The organism is bacterium (assembly GCA_024228115.1).
GTDB lineage: Bacteria > Myxococcota_A > UBA9160 > UBA9160 > UBA6930.
The window spans coordinates 18,053-34,691 of the sequence record JAAETT010000581.1; the positions used below are offsets into that span (position 1 = coordinate 18,053).

Here is a 16,639-nt window from a genome sequence, read left to right on the forward strand (position 1 = left end):
TGGGAGAACAGGCACCGTTCTCGACGCCGGCAGCCGGCGGGCTCCGCCCCGACGATGGGCGGCTGCTCCGTGGGCGCCGCAGCCGAGCGCGCATCCGGGAAGCCGCCCGCGGGCTGTTCAGGGAGCGCGGCTTCGACGCGACGACCCTTCGGGCCATCGCTGCCCGGGCCGGGATGGGCGCGAGTTCCCTGTACCGGCATATCCGCAGCAAAGAGGAGCTGTTGGTCGACGAGCTCCACGAGTTGCAGACGGAGGCATGGCACCGTTTTCGAATTCGTGAGAATCGTAGTGAAAAAGCTACGCTAGAACGCTTGGGCAGCTTCCTGGACGTCGAACACAGCCTCCTCGCCCGGGACCCGGATCTAACGACGATCGCCTTGCGGGCGACGACCCATCCGGAGGCAAGGGTCGCCCGTCACGTGTTGGTGCTCCAGGACAGGACGGTCGGACTCCTGGCCGAGATCCTTCAGCAGGGCCGGACCCGCGGCGAGCTGGACCGGGGTGTCGACGTTCTGGCAGCGGCCCGCACCATCGCCCACGCCACGAATGGCGCTCGGATCGCCTGGGCCAACGGCCTGCTCGACGCTGACGGCTGCCGGGCCGCCGTCCAGACCGCCGTTCAACTCCTCTTCCAGGGAATCGCCGCGGACAAGTCAGGCAACTCCGTCCCCGCTGGTTGACTTGTTCTTGCGTTGGAAGGCTTCGAACTCGGGGCCGTCCCAGGCGCGGTGATTTCCGTGCCGGTAGGCCTCGGCGTTGCGGTGGTAGTTCAAGGCATTCAACCGGTTCTCGGCCGTGTTGTCTCGTTGCTTGATGACCTTGGCCGGGAGACCCGCAACGATCGAGTGCGGTGGAACCCGGGTTCCTTCCCTGACGACGGCGCCTGGGGCGACGATCGAGCCGCGGCCGATCACGGCACCATCCATGACGACCGCGTTGATGCCGATCAGGCAATGATCTTCGATCACGGCACCGTGGATCGTTGCGTGGTGGGTTATCGAACAGAAGTCGCCGATGCGGGTGGGATCGTCGTAGCCCACATGGATCATCACGAAATCCTGGAGGTTGCTCATGCGGCCGACGACGACCTCCTGGCATTCGGAACGAACGACGCAATGGGGCCAGAGCGATGAGCCCTCACCGACGGTGATTCGTCCGTAGAGTTCTGCGCTCTCTGCGATCCAGGCCTTGGGGTCGATCGATTGCATGGTTTCCTCAGGGGGCGGCTCCGGTCCGGGGGATGCGCCTCACGCGCAAGCCCTTTTCATCGAGAAGGGCGGGGATTCCCTCGGCCCCGAGCATATGGCCAACGCCTAACGTAACGAAATAGCGGCCGGGCTCGTCCAGGAGGTCGGCGATGCCCGCGGCCATGTTGCGGTTGCGCTCGAGAAACACGCGCTCGTGGAAAGTCTCGAGGTTCGGGTCGTCCGTCTCGGGGATGATCAGGCGTTCGAGCATCTCGAGATCACCGGCGTTCCAGGCGGCGAATACGTAATCCACGAAATCGCCGGCCCGGTCCTGGGTGGCCAGGGCCTCTTCGAGAAGGTGGATCTGGGTCTCCATCGGCAGGGCATCGAAGAGGCTGAGCTGGAAGTCCGGGGTTTCGAGCCCGATGGTCGCAGCGCCTTTCGTCATTTCGAGGATCTGCTGTTCGATGCCGAAGCCTGAGTCCGTGTTGGCGGCGGCAAGGCTGAGGCCGAGGAGCTGGAGCGCGGCGACCCAGGGCTCGAAGATCGCGAAGTTCTCCGCCGGAAGCCCTTCTTTGGCAAGTCGCTCTTCGAAGGCTTCCCAGGTTTCGGCAGACAGCAGGTTCTCGAGGGTCTGGCCCGCGGGTAGGCGGCCCATCTCCAGGATCGCGATGGCCATGCTCTCTGGATCCAACGCCCCGGGAGATACCTCGTAGACCAGCAACGAGGCCCCGGAGAGCGCCGCTCGGATCTCAGGATCAAAATCGAGTTGTTCCCGTCCAACGTGGATGGAGCCCAGCAGATGAGCCACCGCTTCCTCGCTTTCCAGGGGGCGAATCTCCCAGAAGACGAGCTGCCCGCTATCGACGGCGCCCGACGGCGGCGTTGCGCAGGACGCAAAGAGCGCCACGGCGAGAAGCAGGAGAAACCTGGCGAGAAGCAGGTGCATGAACAACCTCGAGGGTGGACTCGGCTAGCATAGGCGGCCGTTGCGGGTGCGACAGCGTTGGAGGATGGCCGGTTGCGTGCGGTCGTGGTCGATCGGATGATGGAGCCACATGAGCTTCGGGTGCTCGAGGCGCCAGAGCCGGGGTTGCAGCCCGGCAGCCTGGGCATCGAGGTCAGAGCTGCTGGCTGCAACTTTTTCGACACGCTGATCTGCAGGGGCCGCTACCAGGTGAAGCCGCCACTGCCTTTCGTGCCGGGCGGTGAAATCTCAGGGGTCGTTCGTGAGCTCGGCGAAGGCGCCGAGGGCTTCGAAGTCGGCGATCGGGTCAGCTGCTCGCTCGGCAGCACCGGTGGCTATGCAGAGCGCGCGGTCGTGCCTACGACTCGCGCGTGGAAGATGCCCGACGCCATGAGCTTCGCCGAGGGAGCGGCGCTGCCCATCGTGTATCCCACCTCCTACGCAGGCCTCGTCTACCGGGCACGGCTCGAGGCGGGCGAAACCCTGCTCGTGCACGCCGCAGCGGGAGGCGTCGGGATCGCCGCCGTGCAGATCGGTAGAGCGCTCGGCGCCCGGGTGATCGCGACCGCGGGAGGCGAAGACAAGCTCGCCGTGGCGCGTGAAGCCGGAGCAGAACTCGCGATCGACTATCGCCAGGGCGATTTTGCCGCCCGCGTGATGGAGGAGACAGGCGGGCACGGCGCCGACGTCATCTATGACCCGGTTGGCGGCGAGATCTTCGACCAATCCCTCAAATGCATCGCCTGGAATGGACGTCTGCTGGTGATCGGGTTCGCGTCCGGCACGATCCCGACCCCGCGTCTCAATCGGGTTCTCTTGAAGAACATCGCCCTGGTGGGCCTGCATTGGCCCCCCTACTTCGAGAAGGAGCCCGAGCGGGTCGACGAAACCTTCGGGGCGCTCTTCGCGCTCTATTATCGCGGAGCGATTCGCCCCCCGGTGCATCGCAGCTACCCTTTGGAGCAAGCAGCCGAGGCGCTGGCGGAGCTGGCGAGCCGGGGTACGACCGGGAAGGTCGTCCTCGAGCCGTAGCCGTTACCCCAAGCCCGGAATCCCCGCGGGGAGTGCGTTGCGGTCCCCCGCAGAGCCTCCTAACCTCCGCCGCTCTCGCCCGACCGGGCGAACGGAGGGATCCTTTCGGATGGCCAAGAAGTCCCAGGTGCTGCGCGATCAGAAGCGCCGCCGGTTGATCACCAAATATGCCGAGCGCCGCGCTGAACTGCGCAAGCGGCTGAACGATCCCAACGTCGACGTAGACGAGAAGTACGAGATCCAGGCCGAGTTCGCGAAGATGCCGCGCAACTCCTGCCCGACCCGGCTCACCCGACGATGTCGGATCAGTGGCCGCTCGAAAGCCGTCTACCGCAAGTTCGGCCTCTCCCGGATCGCGCTCCGCGAGATGACGCTGCGGGGCGAACTGCCCGGCATGCGGAAATCGAGCTGGTAGCCATGAAGGAAGGGATCCACCCCGACTACCACAAGGTCCTCTTCGTCGACAACGCGACGGGGAATCAGTGGGTTTCGCGCTCGACGCTCTCCTCGGACAAGACCCAGGAAGTCGACGGCGAAGAGATGCCGGTCATCCGGCTCGAAATTTCAGCCGAGAGTCACCCGTTCTGGACCGGCCAGCAGCGCAGCCTGGATGCCGAAGGCCGCGTCGATCGCTTCCGCAAGCGCTACGGCACCAAGGGGAGCAAGTAGTCATGCCCAAGCGTTGTCAGCTGACGGGTGTTGGCCCCCGGGCCGGACGCAACGTCGCGCACTCCAACGTGAAGACCTGTCGGCGCTTCGACCCGAACCTCCAGCGCGTTCACCTGCAGAGCGATGCTCTCGGTCGACGCGTTGCCCTGCGCATCACCACCCGCGCCCTGCGCACGGTCCAGAAGCATGGCGGGCTCGACCCGTACCTTCTGAAGATGGACGATCGCAAGCTCGCTCCGGACGCCGTGCGCTTGAAGCGCAACGTGCAGAAGGCGCTTCGCTAGCCGGACCCGGTCGGACTCGGCGCTACCTTCGTGATGCGGGAGGTGGTGGCGATATGCGGATAGACCCGAAGCTCTTCGCGCCGGAGTCCGTCGATTCCGGAACGCAGCTGGCCAACGAGGCGATCGAGAAGCTGCTGGCGTCCGTGCCCTCGATCGACACCCGGGACCCGTCCGAAGTTCGAGCGGAACGGGCGAGCGGAAAATCTCCCATCGGAGAGCTGGTGAAGCTCGAGCATGCCGAAGTCCGCAGCATTGCGGGACCGGCCGGCGAGATCCCGCTTCGCATCTTGCGACCCGCCGGGGAGGTGCGAGGAGTGTACCTGCACCTCCACGGGGGTGGCTGGACCCTCGGCGCAGAAGACCAGCAAGACACGATGCTCGACGCGCTCGCCCAGGAGGCGCGCGTGGTGGTCATGAGTGTTGGCTACCGCCTGGCACCCGAGCATCCCTACCCGTCGGCGCCGGATGATTGTGAGGCGGCGGCGTTGTGGGTGATGGAGAATGCCCGGGAGTTCGGATCCGAACAGCTGGTGATCGGGGGCGAATCCGCAGGCGCCCACCTCTCGGCCGTCACGTTGTTGCGGCTTCGGGACAAGCATGGCGCCAACCCGTTTCGCGCCGCCAACCTGGTCTTTGGTGCCTACGATCTGGGTTTCACGCCTAGCGTGCGAAACTGGGGCGAGCGGAACCTCGTCCTCTCGACGCCGATCATCGAGTGGTTCACCAGCCACTTCGTGCCCGAGCGAGGCCAACGTCGGGATCCGGACGTATCCCCCCTCTACGCAAGCCTCTCCGGGATGCCACCGGCGCTATTCAGTGTCGGCACCCTCGATCCGCTGCTAGACGACAGTCTGTTCATGGCGAACCGTTGGGAGAGCGCAGGCTCGGCCGCCGAGCTCGCGATCTATCCCGGCGGCATCCATGGCTTCAACATGCTGCCGCTGCCGTTGGCCGAGCAGGCCAACGAGCGCTGCCGCCGTTTCGTGGCGGCAGCGCTCGAAGCCGAAGCCTGAATCAGCCCTTCAACACGACGATGGCGTTGCCCGGCGTCGTGTTCTTGCCCTTGGCGTTGTTCACGTAGAGGTCGAGCTCGGCAAGCTTCTCGCCGTTCTCTTCCCATTTGCGCTTCACCGTCCCGCCGAGGGTCATCTCGGCTTCGGGCAGGTCCATGCCGCGGTATTGGCAGGAGAGCTTTCGGATGCGGCCGCCGTGGTCGAGCCAGTTGGAGACGAGTTCGCCGAGGGCGGCGTACTTGAAACGGCCGTGGATGATGATCGATCCCAGGGCCTTGCTCTGAGGGAAGGCGAAGTCGTGGTGCAGCGGGTTGAAATCTCCGCCGCCAGCTGCGTACTTCACGAGCTGGGTCACCCCCGGTGCCTTCTTCAGCTCGGGGAGCGCATCGCCTTCTTTGAAACTGTCGTAGTTGAGAGGCATGTTCTTCCCCCGGCCTAGTAGAAGAGGCCCTGGCCGCGCTGCTTCGCGACGACCGTGCCATCCTGGTTCACGTAGGTGGTCTCATTCGTGACGATCAGCATCTGGCCGGTCGTCTTGCTCTCACGGATCGTGAGGTCGGAGACCTTCGAGGAGACGCTGAGTGTGTCGCCGGCACAGATGTCGGCGAAGTACTCCGTTTCGGTTCCGCCATCGAGCACGTTCTTGAGGCCATGCTTCACGCCGGGCCCGGAGTTCTTTGGCCCGCTGAAGGTATCGTTGCTCTCGCCGGGGATGAACACCGGCGTGCCGAGGTAGGTAGGCGGGCAGTGCAGGCTGGGATAGCCCGCTGCCTTCGCGGCGGCCTCGTCGAAATAGACCCGATCCGTGTAGCCCACGCCGCGGGCGAAGGCACGCACGCTCGTGGTGGTCACTTCATAGGTCCACGGCGGGCTTTCCACGCCTACCGCGGCTTGCATCTCATCCGTGATGTCGATCTTCTCGGCCATGGTTCCTCCGTTGCCTTCCGGCAGCCGTCGTGACTGTCCGGATGGGCGCCGGATTCTACCGCAGCCGGAGCTAGCCAGCGGCGGCCAGGACTCCGAGGCCCATGGTGGCCAACACGACGCCGATGGCGAGTTGGGCGATGAACGCCAGAACGCAGACCAGGACGGCCCTGCCGGTATCCACGTCGAGTGCCTGCCGGACGGCGATCACCCAGGCAATCAACGAGAGAATCGCAGCGGCCAGGACCGCGATCCATCCGAGCAGGGGAATGATCCCGAGGACCCGCAGCACCCCAGGAGCCGACGCGAAGCCGAGCGTGCGGAGCAGCTGCGGCAGGTCGGACGAATGGCCCATCATCTGGACGCCCACCAGCCAGACGACCGCAGCACCGATCACCCAGGCCCGCCAGCAGTACGCCTCCAACCAGGCTCGTCAGTCCGCCGCCGCCGCCCAACGCGCCGATCCCGCCGGCGACGGCCGAGATCGCCACCACGGCTGCAGCCTGCCCCATGGAGGATTCGTCGTGTTCCACTTCCTCGAAGACCGTGGCGTCGAGCATCAACGCGCCGATCACACGCTCCTGGAAGTTTCGCTGGGTCGCCGGGGGACCATCAGGAATCGTCGGGGTCTCGCTCATGGGGCACCTCCTATCCCCTCATCATGGGCGCGTAGGAAGGCCGTGGCAACTCGTTTCCTGGGAGAGGTCGTCTCCCCGCACCGCGAAGGCCTGATCGGAGGCCCCGCCCCCGTTGCCCGTCAACGACGCTGCGATTTCTGCGGCTGCCAGACCTCAGCGAGAAGCCAATCCAACGCTTCATCCTGGAACGTGCTCGAGGGCCAGTGACGCCCGCCCTGGTCTGCGTGGAAGGAGACGTCGTAGCCGAGTTCCTCGAGGTTTCGCTGCATGGGCTTTGCGACCTGTTCGAAATCGAAGAGCTCGTCGTGGGTTCCGTACTCGAGATAGATCGGCGGTTTGCGCGCTCCTTCCGGAATGGCGTTGCCGTCGATGACGAGAAAGCCCGCAGCCCAGGCCATCACGGCGCTGAAGATCTCCGGATTCGAGAGGCCCACGCCAAGCCCGTAGCTCGCGCCATCCGAATAGCCCAATAGAGCCTGCCGCTCCGGGTCGATCGGGAAGCGGCGCCAGATCAGATCGTAGGCGTACTCGAGGAAATCCACGTCCGGGCGGTCCGAAGCCGGCGGGCCCGCGGCCGGGTCGAGGGCCGCCCCGCCTGCCACGCCAAGGGCGATCAGATCCCAGGTCATGTGCAATGACCTCGGGATCAGGAAGAAGGCTTGCCGGCGCTCCGGTTCGCCTCGGCAGCCCTTCAGCAGAAGCTCGTCCTGGCGGCCCGCACCGTGGAGCAGGGTGATGAGCGGATACGTCTTCGTGTCGTCGATCTCATCCGGGGTGAGCAGCACTGCTCGATTGGGGCCTTGCTCGATCCATACCAGGCCCTCCGGCCGGTCCTCCACGGGCTCGGGCGTCTGGTGGGAAATGCGCAGCTTGAGGCTCTCCACGGGCGCTATGATGACACGCCCCGCTCTCGTAGCGCATCCGAGGAGTCCCATGGATTTTCATTTCGGCGAAGTCATCGATGCCATTGCTGGTGCGGTCCCGGACCGCGAGGCCATCGTCTTCCGCGACCGTCGCTACAGCTTCGCCCAGCTGGCCGAGCGCAGTCGACGTTTCGCGAACGTGCTGGTCGATGCCGGGCTTCGGGTCCAAACGGAGCGCGGAACGCTCGCGGGCCACGAATCAGGCCAGCCTCATCTCGCGATGTATGCCTACAACGGCAACGAATACATCGAGGGCATGCTCGGCTGCTTCCGGGCGCGGGTTGCTCCGCTGAACGTGAACTATCGCTACGTGGAAGAGGAGCTCGTCTATCTGTTCCAGAACTCCCAGGCGAAGGCCATTCTCTTCCATGCCGAGTTCGCCCCGAAGGTGGCGGCGCTTCGCGACAAGCTCCCGAACCTCGAACTGCTGATCCAGATCGCGGACGATTCGGGAGAGCCGCTCTTGCCGGGCGCACTCGACTACGAGACCGCCCTTGCCGCCGCGTCGCCCGATGGACCCGACGTGGAGGCCTCGCCCGACGATCTCTACATCCTCTACACCGGCGGCACGACGGGCATGCCCAAGGGTGTCCTATGGCGTTCGGCGGATATCCACATGGGCGCGATGGGCGGCCGAAAAATGGATGGCACGGAAGTGGCCTCGCTCGAGGAGATCGCGGAAGTGGCGAAGAACGGCCCCGGTCTGAAGTGCTTGATCGGCCCTCCGTTGATGCACGGCGCGGCCCAGTGGGGTGCTTTCATCAACTTTGGAATGGGCAACGGAGTCGTCTTTCCGAATGACCACCGGAAGCTCGACCCGGACGATTTCCTTTCGACGGCAGAACGCGAGCGCGCGCTTTCCCTCACCATCGTGGGTGACTCTTTCGCGCGGCCGCTGCTCGACCAGATGGCGAAGAAGGAATACGACTTGTCCGGCCTCTTCGTGGTCGGGTCGGGTGGGGCACCGCTTTCGACGGCGGCGAAGAAGGAATTCCTCGAGCGCCTTCCGAATGTGACGATCCTGGATTCGATCGGCTCTTCGGAGACCGGAGCCCAGGCGAGCAATCCGTCCAACAAGGAGACGGGGGTCTCGACCGGTGATTTCAAGCCCATGGCCGGGGCGGTGGTGGTCTCGGCCGATCTCACCCGGGTGCTTTCCCCCGGTGATGACGAAATGGGCTGGTTTGCCCAGGAGGGGCGGGTTCCGCTTGGCTACCTCGGCGACGCGGAGAAGACAGCGAAGACTTTTCCGGTCATCGCTGGCACGCGCTTCGCCGTGCCGGGGGATCGCGCCCGCTACCGGGAGGACGGCTCGATCGAGGTACTCGGCCGCGATTCCGTCACGATCAATTCCGGCGGCGAGAAGATCTTCGCGGAGGAAGTGGAGCAGGCGCTGAAGCAGCATTCGGATGTCTTCGACGTCGTCGTGGCCGGTCGCCCGAGTGAACGCTGGGGCCAGGAAGTGGTTGCGGTCGTCGCGTTGCGGGAGGGCGTGAGTGCCGACGAGCCCGGCTTGCTCAGCGAGGCCGGCAAGCACATCGCCCGCTACAAGCTGCCGAAGGCGTTCGTCTTCCGCGATGCCATCCAGCGCAGTCCGTCAGGAAAGGCAGACTATCGCTGGGCCAAGGCGCAGGTCGAGGAGAGCCAGGAGGTCTAGAGCAAGCGGAAGGATTGAAGCCAACGCTGGACCTCGGGGTCCTGCAACGCGCCCACGCCCCGGCCAGTCACTCGCATGGTGAAATGCCGCCCGGCGGCATCGAATTGGTACTCGTCGAGCACGAAGACCTGCCCCGCCGCACGGCGATGGGCGCGAGCCCGAACGGCTTGATGCTCCCCAACCGGGGCATGATCGATTCGGCTCACCTGCCATCCCCGCTCCGTCAACTCCGCGCGCTGCCTCTCCTCGGCGTTCGGAGCCTCGTTGTCGCGAGAGGCCGACGTGGGTCCGGCCCAGGCCTCGATTGCCAGGCCGCGTCGCGGGTCGTGGCTCGCGCGCAGTAGTCGGTTGTCGCCATCCGGCTTCGGAGTTGGCGCAACGACCCATCCGGCTTGGGGCCAGTGATCGAACGCGCACTTCTCGCCGGGAAAGCCGATTCCACCCGCATGCATTGCGGCCGCGGCCATCAGCCACCCTGCAGAGCCCAACACCCGGATCGCCTTCCATGAACGCCGAAACGAAGGGGACGGGACGTTCCTCGACGCAAGGCGAGTGCAGCTCATCCGCGTAGTTCGAATGCGAGGCAATGGGAGAGCGCGCGCGACGATGTGCCGACGTGCAACTCGAAGGCTCCTGGCTCGGCCACCCACGCGTGAGTCTCAGGATCCCAATAGGAGAAGGCACGGCGATCGAGTTGCAGTGTCGCCTGGCCTTCCTCTCCGGCCGCGAGCGAGACCTTCGTGAATGCTTTCAGCTCTCGCTCCGGGCGAGGAAGCCGGCTCTCGAGATCGTGCACATAGCACTGCACGACTTCCTGCCCCCGGACTCCTCCGGTGTTTCGCACTGGGACGGTGATGACGAGCGGTTCGTCGAGATGGCTCGCATCGGCCGATAGGGATGGCTGTCCGAGTTCGAAGGTCGTGTAGGAGAGCCCGTGACCGAAGGCGAAATGCGGATCGATTCCTTCCGCATCGTAGTGGCGATGCCCGACGTAGAGATCTTCGGCGTATACGACCCGCCCGTCATCGCCCGGGTAGACCTCCGCGGAGTCCGTATGGCAGGGCACGTCGGCGAGCGACCTGGCGAACGTCGTCGGCAGCTTGCCGGAGGGATTGGTGTCACCGAACAAGGCGCTGGCTACGGCCGTGCCCGCTTCCTGGCCTCCGTACCAGGCCCATAGAATGGCGGGAACCCTTCCTTCCCACTCCATCACGAGGGGAGCGCCAGCATTCACCACCACGGCCGTGCACGCGTTGGCAGCGGCAACTCGTTCGATCAGCTCCTGTTGCTTGCCGGGAAGTTTCGCGTCCTGCTTGTCGTGCCCCTCGGTCTCCCACTCGGCGTTCAGGCCCACGACGACGATGACGGCGTCGGCGCTTGCAGCCAGCTGCTCGGCTTCTCCGAGCGGGTCGTCGGGGAGGGGCGGATGGTGTCCCAGCTTCAGCCCGCCCATCATCACCGCCCCCTCTCGGGTGTATTCCACGACGAGCTGGGCCGACTCGCCGGCGACGAGTGGAAGGCTCGCAACTTCTTCGCGGCTTCCAGTTCCGAACCATCCTTCCCCGCGAACCTGCTTGCTCCAATTGTCGATGACCAGTTCTCCATCGACGAAGAGCCGGGCCTTCCCCGCGCAGGTGAGTGCGAGCTGGTGCTCACCGGTCGCTTGCGGCGTGAACTGGCCGCTGATGCGAACCGAGAAAGCATCTGGATCGACGGCAGGGTCGAAACGCCCGAACCAGGTCGTGTCCATGCTGCGCATGGGCCGCACGAGCACCGCTTCGCCGGCCAGCTCCAGGCCATTGAAGAAACGAGCTTCGAAGCCTTTCTTGCCCGGCCAGGCGTCCGTTTCCACCAGATCTGGATCGATCACCGGAAGGCTCTTGTGGCTCGTGCACCCCTGGGCATGGACCAGTTCGATGTCGTCTCCGCAGGCGGCCCGGATTGCGTCGAGGATGTGACGCTCGTAGTGAGGTAGAACCCGGGCGCTGCCTCCGCCTTGGATCGACGTGGGCCGGGCGTTCGGGCCGATCACGGCGAGCCGTCGCAGCTGCCCCCGCCGAAGAGGCAGGATGCTCGCACCGTCGGGGACCGGTTCGTTCTTCAAGAGCACGAGTGCTTCGGAGGCGGCGCGCAGGGCGAGGGCTCGGTGTTCGGGTCGATCGATGGCCTGCTCCGGCTCTTCGCTCTCGGGCGCATCGAGGGCCCCGGTGCGTGCCATGATGCGAAGGATCCGACGCACCTTGTCGTCGAGTTCGCTTTCGGAGAGGGCGCCGTCCTTTACCGCCAGGGCCAGAGCCGGACCAAAGAAGCGCGGCGGTCCCGGCATCTCGAGATCGAGGCCGCCGTTGGCCGGGCCCAGGGTGTCCTGCACAGCAAACCAGTCCGAGACCACGAGCCCGTCGAAACCCCATTCCTGCTTCAGGACGTCCACCAACAATTCCCTGTGGGCGCAGGCCGGCTTTCCGTTCACCGCGTTGTAGGCGCCCATCACCGTCCAGGCGTTCGCCTCGACCACGGCGGTCTCGAAGGGCGCGAGGTAGATCTCACGCAAGGCACGCTCGCTCAGCTCTGAATCGATCGTGTGTCGTTCGAACTCCGAATCGTTGGCCACGTAATGCTTCGCCGAGGTGCCCACACCCTGACTCTGGACCCCGCGCACGAAGGCGACGGCCAGCCGCGATGTGAGGTGGGGATCTTCCGAGTAGTTTTCGAAGTGCCGGCCTCCCAGCGGCGACCGGTGCATGTTGATCGTTGGCCCGAGCAATACGTGAGCTCGTTTGGTGCGAGCTTCCTCGCCCAACGCAATGCCAATTTCTTCAACGAGGCCCGTATTCCATGTGGCACCCAGGGCGCTGGCATTCGGGAAGCACGCGGCACTCACGCCGCCGCCGAGGTTTCCTCCACGCGCGCCGATCGGCCCATCGGTGACCTTGAGCGCAGGGATCCCGAGGCGCGGCACACTTCCGCCATACCAGATCGAAGAACCGGCAGTGAGGGTCGCCTTCTCGTCGAGGGTCAGCTTTCCCAGGAGTTCTTCGACGCGAGTGTTCTCGTCGGTCACTGGCTGCTGCTCTTCCTGGACGCGCCGGAGGTGGCTGGGATAGCGGTCAAGCCAACGGGTTCGAAACGTACGTGTGACATGATGCTCCGGGGTTCGTCCGCGAGCAGTGTAGCCCGGCCAGCTCTAGTAGGGCTCTGGTTCCGGAATCGCCGGGCGCTGGGCTTGCCAGCTGGCCTCGAGGCGCTCGACGCGCAAGCGTTCGTGCTCGGCGAAGTGTCGGACGCGCAGTTCGCGAAGCCCTTCTGGGTCGGTCCCTATTGCGAGGAGTTCGTCTCGCTCTACGAGGTAATCCCCCAATCGGCGATCCCACTCCCGCCGCTCCTCGTCGAGGGCTGCCAGCCGGGCCGCAGCGGCCTTGCCGACGCGGGCCTCGCGAAGCGTCTGGATCTCGGCATCGTTCGCACCTGCGTCGCGTAGGGCCGTTTCCTCCTGGGCCAGACGCAAGGGCGCCGTCGTCCGGGCCCGGGTTTCGCGCACGGCGGTCGGGAACTCCTCCTCGAGTGCGCCGAGGGCAGCCTCTCGTTCCTCCTGGCTGAGAGAGGGGTCTTCGCGAACCCGGCGCATCGCCAACACGACGCGCAGCCGCGCTTCTTCCTCGCCGAACAATCGCTCGGCGAGCTCAGCTCCGAAACTGCGTCGGCGAAGCTCTCGCAGCCACTGGAGCCTTCGCTCGAGATCTCCACTGGCCGCCAGGGCAGGGTCGTTCAGCTCCCTCTGAGCCGTAGCGCGGAATGCGAGGAAGCGTTCGGCAAGTTCCTCGGCATCGGCCCAGGCCGCCTCGGGCAGGGCCGATGCATGGCGTCGCGGAGCGCGGCATCGAAGGGGCCGGCTTCGAGATGTCGATGCGAGAGAAGGAAGGACCGGAGCCAGGCCAGAGCATCGGGATCCGCGATGAATTGGCCCGCGGCATCGACCTGCAAGCGCCCCGAGAGCCCCGAGGCAGTCGGTTCGGCGGCCTGGTTCATCGCAGGCGGAGCGGGAGTCGTCGCAGGTGCAGCCACCGGGGCGGCTGGCTGCGGCGCCTCCCGGGGGCGTTTGCTCCACAGGAAACCCGCGGCCAGGCCGATTACCAACAAGGCGATGGCGCGGCGGGAGAAACCTGACGTCTGGCTGCTCCTAGAGGCCCAGATCGGCCAGCCGCCGGACGTGGTCCCGGTAGAGCGTACGCGGATCCACCTCCAAGAATGACGTCAGACCGAGGATCTGGTTGACCTCGTCGAGGTGGTTCATGATCAGCCCGTCGTCGATCACGTCGCCGAACTGGGAACTGCATACGGTGACCAACCCGTCATTCGCCTGGCCGATATAGAAGAGGCCGGCGATCGCCAGGAGCGGATCCGTCAGGTCGAGGACATTCGTCGACCTGGAGCGACCGGTCCATGAGTAGTACCGGATCCCACTCACCACAGCGGGGCCCGGGGTGCAGCCGGCCGGAAGGCCGTCGGGAAAGGTCGTATTGAATGCGGCGATTCCGGAGGGTGCCAGGAAGGCGAGTCCGGCTTTCGCGTCGAGGGGGTCGGCGGTACCGCCCAGGAGCTCGACGACCGGAGTCAGTAGTGCGCCAAAGAAGGCAAACAACGAGGTTGCGAACGAACCATCCAGGTTGATTCCGTCCGCGATGAATCCCGCGACCGAGGTGCCCTTATGGGGCGAGCCAACCGTCGTGACCGAGGCGACCAGGTCCGGCCGCATGCCCGCGACGTAACGGATGTCGAGGCCGCCCTGGCTGTGGCCGATCAGGTGCACCTTGGCCGCACCGGTGGTGGCGATGATGTTCTCCACCTGGGCTTGAAGCTGGGCGCCTCGCACGTAGCTGTCGTGGATCGCGCTCACCTGGCTGACGTAGACCTCGGCGCCTTCGTCCTCCATCTCGTCAACGATGCCGTTCCAGTAGTCGAGGAGATCGACGTAGGTTTCAGCGCCGAGGAAACCGTGGGCAAGGACGAAGGGATACTGGGGAGGCGTCGGGCCGCCACCGCCTCCGCCGCAGTCCCCCGCCATCAGTACAGGAGCCAGAAGCAGGACCGACAGGTAGCGCGCAATCTTCATGGGATTCCCTCCAGGATCTACCCACGCACTCTACTTACCGACCGGTAAAGAGGTCAACAAGAATCTCCACGCTCAGGTGCCATGGGTGAGAGGCGCCGCTCCGGCCGCCGCCAGGGCTTCCGCCACGCGAGGCGCTTCCCCCACAGGGAGCGCCGCCGTCGTCAGCCGCAAGGCCGGCGCGGAGAGCAGCCGATAGCTCTCGCCGGCGCGGACGGCATATCCCCTGGCCAGAAGCCGTTGTACGGCGGTGGTCTCTTCGGCGACAGGCACCCAGACGTTCATGCCAGACCGGCCATGGGCCGACATTCCGCGTTCGGCAAGCGCCGCCAACAATGCCTCCCGGCGCGCGGTGTACGTCTTTTCGGCCCTGGCCACGAGGCGCGAAACGCTTCGATCCTTCCAGAGCTTGACGACCAGATGCTGGAGCAGATGGCTCACCCATCGGGTGCCAAGGAGTTGCCGTCCCTCGACCCGGGCGACCGTCTCCCGGTCGCCGGCCAGGATGGCCAGGCGAAGGTCCGGCCCGAGGGTCTTGGACACCGAGCGCACGACGGCGAAACGCGGCGTGGCATCTCGGCAGAGTGTCGCGGCGGCTACGCCCGAAGCCTCGGCGTTGTGATCGTCCTCGATGATCAAGATGTCCGGGTGGCGGTCGAGGATCGCCTGCAACTCCCGGGTGCGAATCGGTGTGAACGCCACACCAGTGGGGTTCTGCGCGCGCGGCGTCAGAACGACCGCACGAGCACCACGAGCGATCGCGCGCTCGAGGGCATCGGGAAGCGCTCCGTCGTCGTCGACAGCGACGGGCTCGACCGGATGGCCCATGGCGCGAAGGAGGTGGTAGACGCCGCCGAAGCCCGGATCTTCCACCGCCACACGATCGCCGGGCCGAAGATGGGCGAGCAGGACCCGCTCGATGCCATCGAGCGCCCCGCTCACGACGGAGACCGCGGGGTAGGGGATGCCATCGGAACGCAGCCGGGCCCCGGCCAGTTCGATCAACTCCGGAAGATGGACCTGCTCCGCGTAGAGATGGGGCTCCGGATCGAGTTCTGCGAGAAAGGGCCCCAGGCGCGGCAGGAGCGCGGGATCCGGATTTCCGCTGGCGAGGTCCAGGGTGCCCGCCGGAAGGGGTGCCGCGGCCGGGGCCATCACGGGGGGCGCCGGGCTCACCCGGGTCCCTCGGCGGCCTTCGGTGACGAGCAAGCCCCGGCCGCGAAGCTCCCGATAGGCGGATGAGACCGTCGTTGGACTGACCTCGAGTTTGCTCGCCAGGGCACGGACCGTCGGCATCAGATCTCCCGGCGAGAGATCGCCGTCGCGAATGGCGGCTTCCACGCTGGCTGCGATCTCGGCCGCCTGCCGGCCACGGATCACTTCGATAGACTTCTGTAACGCCTGCCTCATGTATTTGTACTGTTACAAAAAACCGTGACGAGAGCCAGGCCAGAGGCTGGAGGCATGCATGAATGAGCTACGCGAGGTGACGATCGGAATCCTGCTCTTCGACGACGTCGAAGAACTCGATTTCGTCGGCCCGTTCGAAGTCTTCGGCGCTCTTCAGAAGGCGACGGGTCGGGGAAAGGTCGTGACGATCGCAGAGGAGGCGGGTCCGATCCGTTGCTTCAACGGTCTTCGCGTGTTGCCGGACCACACCTTCGCGGATGCCCCGAATCTCGATGTCGTGCTCGTGCCGGGTGGCCAGGGCACCCGCCGGGAGGTCTCGAATGACGCCCTGATCGGGTGGATTCGAAACGTCGGCGCGGATTGCGAATGGGTCACGAGTGTCTGCACCGGCGCGTTGCTCCTGCACGAAGCCGGTTTCGCGCGGGGCAAGCGGGTCACGACGTTCTTCGGGTTCATCGACGATCTCCGCGCGCGCGGCGATGTGGAGGTGCTCGACGGCCCGCGCTTCGTGCGGGATGGCAATCTCGTTACATCCGCCGGGGTCTCGGCTGGAATCGATATGGCGCTCTGGTTGGTTGGCCAGCTGCACTCACCCGACGTGGCGCGTCAGGTGCAGCGGGGAATCCAGTACGAACCGGCACCGCCCTACACGGCGGAGGTCTAGCTCCAATCCGTCGTATTGAGGTGGAGGCCGGACATTGAAATGGCCCTGCGAGTGTGAGATGAAGGAGTTACGAGGCTTCTCCACCGACACCCAACAAGGCCACTTCAGTGCGATTGATTCAAGGCTCTATTCGGACTCACGTCAAGGGTTTTCTTCCGGTCGTC

The 16,639-nt window shown here is 65.6% G+C and carries 18 protein-coding genes and 1 pseudogene; 8 read left to right on the plus strand and 11 right to left on the minus strand.

Annotated elements, in window-relative coordinates:
* Positions 1-62: 62 nt before the first annotated feature.
* A pseudogene (locus GY937_24200) lies at positions 63-227 on the plus strand (helix-turn-helix transcriptional regulator).
* A gap of 426 nt (positions 228-653) precedes the next feature.
* Here GY937_24200 and GY937_24205 read toward each other — a convergent pair.
* Both GY937_24205 and GY937_24210 read right to left on the minus strand, forming a co-directional pair.
* Entirely contained in the window at positions 654-1,208 is a 555-nt protein-coding gene (locus tag GY937_24205; protein MCP5059817.1) for a gamma carbonic anhydrase family protein, read from the minus strand.
* 7 nt (positions 1,209-1,215) lie between these two features.
* The gene (locus GY937_24210) at positions 1,216-2,136 is read right to left on the minus strand and encodes a TraB/GumN family protein (GenBank protein MCP5059818.1); all 921 of its coding nucleotides are present in this window, start codon (positions 2,134-2,136) and stop codon (positions 1,216-1,218) included.
* A gap of 96 nt (positions 2,137-2,232) precedes the next feature.
* On the opposite strand from GY937_24210, the gene GY937_24215 reads away from it, so the two are divergent.
* The 5 genes from GY937_24215 (at position 2,233) to GY937_24235 (ending at position 5,152) form a co-directional block, all read left to right on the plus strand.
* A complete protein-coding gene (locus GY937_24215) occupies positions 2,233-3,186 on the plus strand; it encodes an NADPH:quinone oxidoreductase family protein (GenBank protein MCP5059819.1) in 954 nt (317 codons plus the stop codon).
* A gap of 109 nt (positions 3,187-3,295) precedes the next feature.
* Positions 3,296-3,601 carry a 30S ribosomal protein S14 gene (gene rpsN / locus GY937_24220; protein MCP5059820.1) on the plus strand — a complete coding sequence of 102 codons (306 nt, stop codon included), beginning with the start codon at positions 3,296-3,298 and terminating at the stop codon, positions 3,599-3,601.
* Between the two features lie 2 nt (positions 3,602-3,603).
* Positions 3,604-3,855, plus strand: coding sequence for a type B 50S ribosomal protein L31 (locus tag GY937_24225; GenBank protein MCP5059821.1), 252 nt, complete (start codon positions 3,604-3,606; stop codon positions 3,853-3,855).
* 2 nt (positions 3,856-3,857) lie between these two features.
* Positions 3,858-4,139 (plus strand): 50S ribosomal protein L28, encoded by a 282-nt coding sequence (rpmB, locus tag GY937_24230; protein ID MCP5059822.1) that lies wholly within the window; start codon positions 3,858-3,860, stop codon positions 4,137-4,139.
* 53 nt (positions 4,140-4,192) lie between these two features.
* On the plus strand, positions 4,193-5,152 hold the full coding sequence (locus GY937_24235; protein ID MCP5059823.1) for an alpha/beta hydrolase: 960 nt from the start codon (positions 4,193-4,195) through the stop codon (positions 5,150-5,152).
* 1 nt (position 5,153) lies between these two features.
* Here the strand turns inward: GY937_24235 and GY937_24240 are convergent, their stop codons facing one another.
* From GY937_24240 to GY937_24255, 4 genes are all read right to left on the minus strand, one after another.
* The gene (locus GY937_24240; GenBank protein ID MCP5059824.1) at positions 5,154-5,573 is read right to left on the minus strand and encodes a hypothetical protein; all 420 of its coding nucleotides are present in this window, start codon (positions 5,571-5,573) and stop codon (positions 5,154-5,156) included.
* Positions 5,574-5,587: 14 nt separating this feature from the next.
* Positions 5,588-6,079 carry a MaoC family dehydratase gene (locus tag GY937_24245; GenBank protein ID MCP5059825.1) on the minus strand — a complete coding sequence of 164 codons (492 nt, stop codon included), beginning with the start codon at positions 6,077-6,079 and terminating at the stop codon, positions 5,588-5,590.
* Between the two features lie 70 nt (positions 6,080-6,149).
* The gene (locus GY937_24250; GenBank protein MCP5059826.1) at positions 6,150-6,500 is read right to left on the minus strand and encodes a hypothetical protein; all 351 of its coding nucleotides are present in this window, start codon (positions 6,498-6,500) and stop codon (positions 6,150-6,152) included.
* A gap of 333 nt (positions 6,501-6,833) precedes the next feature.
* On the minus strand, positions 6,834-7,598 hold the full coding sequence (locus GY937_24255) for a hypothetical protein (GenBank protein ID MCP5059827.1): 765 nt from the start codon (positions 7,596-7,598) through the stop codon (positions 6,834-6,836).
* 49 nt (positions 7,599-7,647) lie between these two features.
* On the opposite strand from GY937_24255, the gene GY937_24260 reads away from it, so the two are divergent.
* Positions 7,648-9,294, plus strand: coding sequence for an acyl-CoA synthetase (locus GY937_24260; protein ID MCP5059828.1), 1,647 nt, complete (start codon positions 7,648-7,650; stop codon positions 9,292-9,294).
* On the opposite strand, the gene GY937_24265 is transcribed toward GY937_24260, so the two are convergent.
* The 5 genes from GY937_24265 to GY937_24285 form a co-directional block, all read right to left on the minus strand.
* A complete protein-coding gene (locus GY937_24265; GenBank protein MCP5059829.1) occupies positions 9,291-9,761 on the minus strand; it encodes a hypothetical protein in 471 nt (156 codons plus the stop codon). The genes GY937_24260 and GY937_24265 overlap by 4 nt on opposite strands.
* 92 nt (positions 9,762-9,853) lie before the next feature.
* On the minus strand, positions 9,854-12,355 hold the full coding sequence (locus GY937_24270) for a beta-glucosidase (GenBank protein MCP5059830.1): 2,502 nt from the start codon (positions 12,353-12,355) through the stop codon (positions 9,854-9,856).
* Positions 12,356-12,478: 123 nt separating this feature from the next.
* Entirely contained in the window at positions 12,479-13,399 is a 921-nt protein-coding gene (locus tag GY937_24275) for a lipase chaperone (GenBank protein ID MCP5059831.1), read from the minus strand.
* 72 nt (positions 13,400-13,471) lie between these two features.
* Positions 13,472-14,404: a triacylglycerol lipase gene (locus tag GY937_24280; protein MCP5059832.1), complete on the minus strand. Its 933-nt coding sequence runs from the start codon at positions 14,402-14,404 to the stop codon at positions 13,472-13,474.
* A 72-nt stretch (positions 14,405-14,476) separates the two neighbouring features.
* Positions 14,477-15,811, minus strand: a complete 1,335-nt coding sequence (locus GY937_24285; GenBank protein ID MCP5059833.1) for an aminotransferase class I/II-fold pyridoxal phosphate-dependent enzyme — start codon at positions 15,809-15,811, stop codon at positions 14,477-14,479.
* 58 nt (positions 15,812-15,869) lie between these two features.
* On the opposite strand from GY937_24285, the gene GY937_24290 reads away from it, so the two are divergent.
* Complete coding sequence (locus GY937_24290; protein MCP5059834.1) at positions 15,870-16,475, plus strand: DJ-1/PfpI family protein; 606 nt, start codon at positions 15,870-15,872, stop codon at positions 16,473-16,475.
* Positions 16,476-16,639 lie beyond the last annotated feature (164 nt).

What these genes read in the sequence shown, in the direction of transcription:
- GY937_24240 (MCP5059824.1), bottom strand. Translation starts at nt 5,573, where the DNA reads ATGCCTCTCAACTACGACAGTTTCAAAGAAGGCGATGCGCTCCCCGAG.
- GY937_24265 (MCP5059829.1), bottom strand. Translation starts at nt 9,761, where the DNA reads ATGGCCGCGGCCGCAATGCATGCGGGTGGAATCGGCTTTCCCGGCGAG.
- rpmB (MCP5059822.1), top strand. Translation starts at nt 3,858, where the DNA reads ATGCCCAAGCGTTGTCAGCTGACGGGTGTTGGCCCCCGGGCCGGACGC.
- GY937_24290 (MCP5059834.1), top strand. Translation starts at nt 15,870, where the DNA reads ATGAATGAGCTACGCGAGGTGACGATCGGAATCCTGCTCTTCGACGAC.
- GY937_24245 (MCP5059825.1), bottom strand. Translation starts at nt 6,079, where the DNA reads ATGGCCGAGAAGATCGACATCACGGATGAGATGCAAGCCGCGGTAGGC.
- GY937_24260 (MCP5059828.1), top strand. Translation starts at nt 7,648, where the DNA reads ATGGATTTTCATTTCGGCGAAGTCATCGATGCCATTGCTGGTGCGGTC.
- GY937_24225 (MCP5059821.1), top strand. Translation starts at nt 3,604, where the DNA reads ATGAAGGAAGGGATCCACCCCGACTACCACAAGGTCCTCTTCGTCGAC.
- rpsN (MCP5059820.1), top strand. Translation starts at nt 3,296, where the DNA reads ATGGCCAAGAAGTCCCAGGTGCTGCGCGATCAGAAGCGCCGCCGGTTG.
- GY937_24285 (MCP5059833.1), bottom strand. Translation starts at nt 15,811, where the DNA reads ATGAGGCAGGCGTTACAGAAGTCTATCGAAGTGATCCGTGGCCGGCAG.
- GY937_24215 (MCP5059819.1), top strand. Translation starts at nt 2,233, where the DNA reads ATGATGGAGCCACATGAGCTTCGGGTGCTCGAGGCGCCAGAGCCGGGG.
- GY937_24210 (MCP5059818.1), bottom strand. Translation starts at nt 2,136, where the DNA reads ATGCACCTGCTTCTCGCCAGGTTTCTCCTGCTTCTCGCCGTGGCGCTC.
- GY937_24235 (MCP5059823.1), top strand. Translation starts at nt 4,193, where the DNA reads ATGCGGATAGACCCGAAGCTCTTCGCGCCGGAGTCCGTCGATTCCGGA.
- GY937_24205 (MCP5059817.1), bottom strand. Translation starts at nt 1,208, where the DNA reads ATGCAATCGATCGACCCCAAGGCCTGGATCGCAGAGAGCGCAGAACTC.
- GY937_24280 (MCP5059832.1), bottom strand. Translation starts at nt 14,404, where the DNA reads ATGAAGATTGCGCGCTACCTGTCGGTCCTGCTTCTGGCTCCTGTACTG.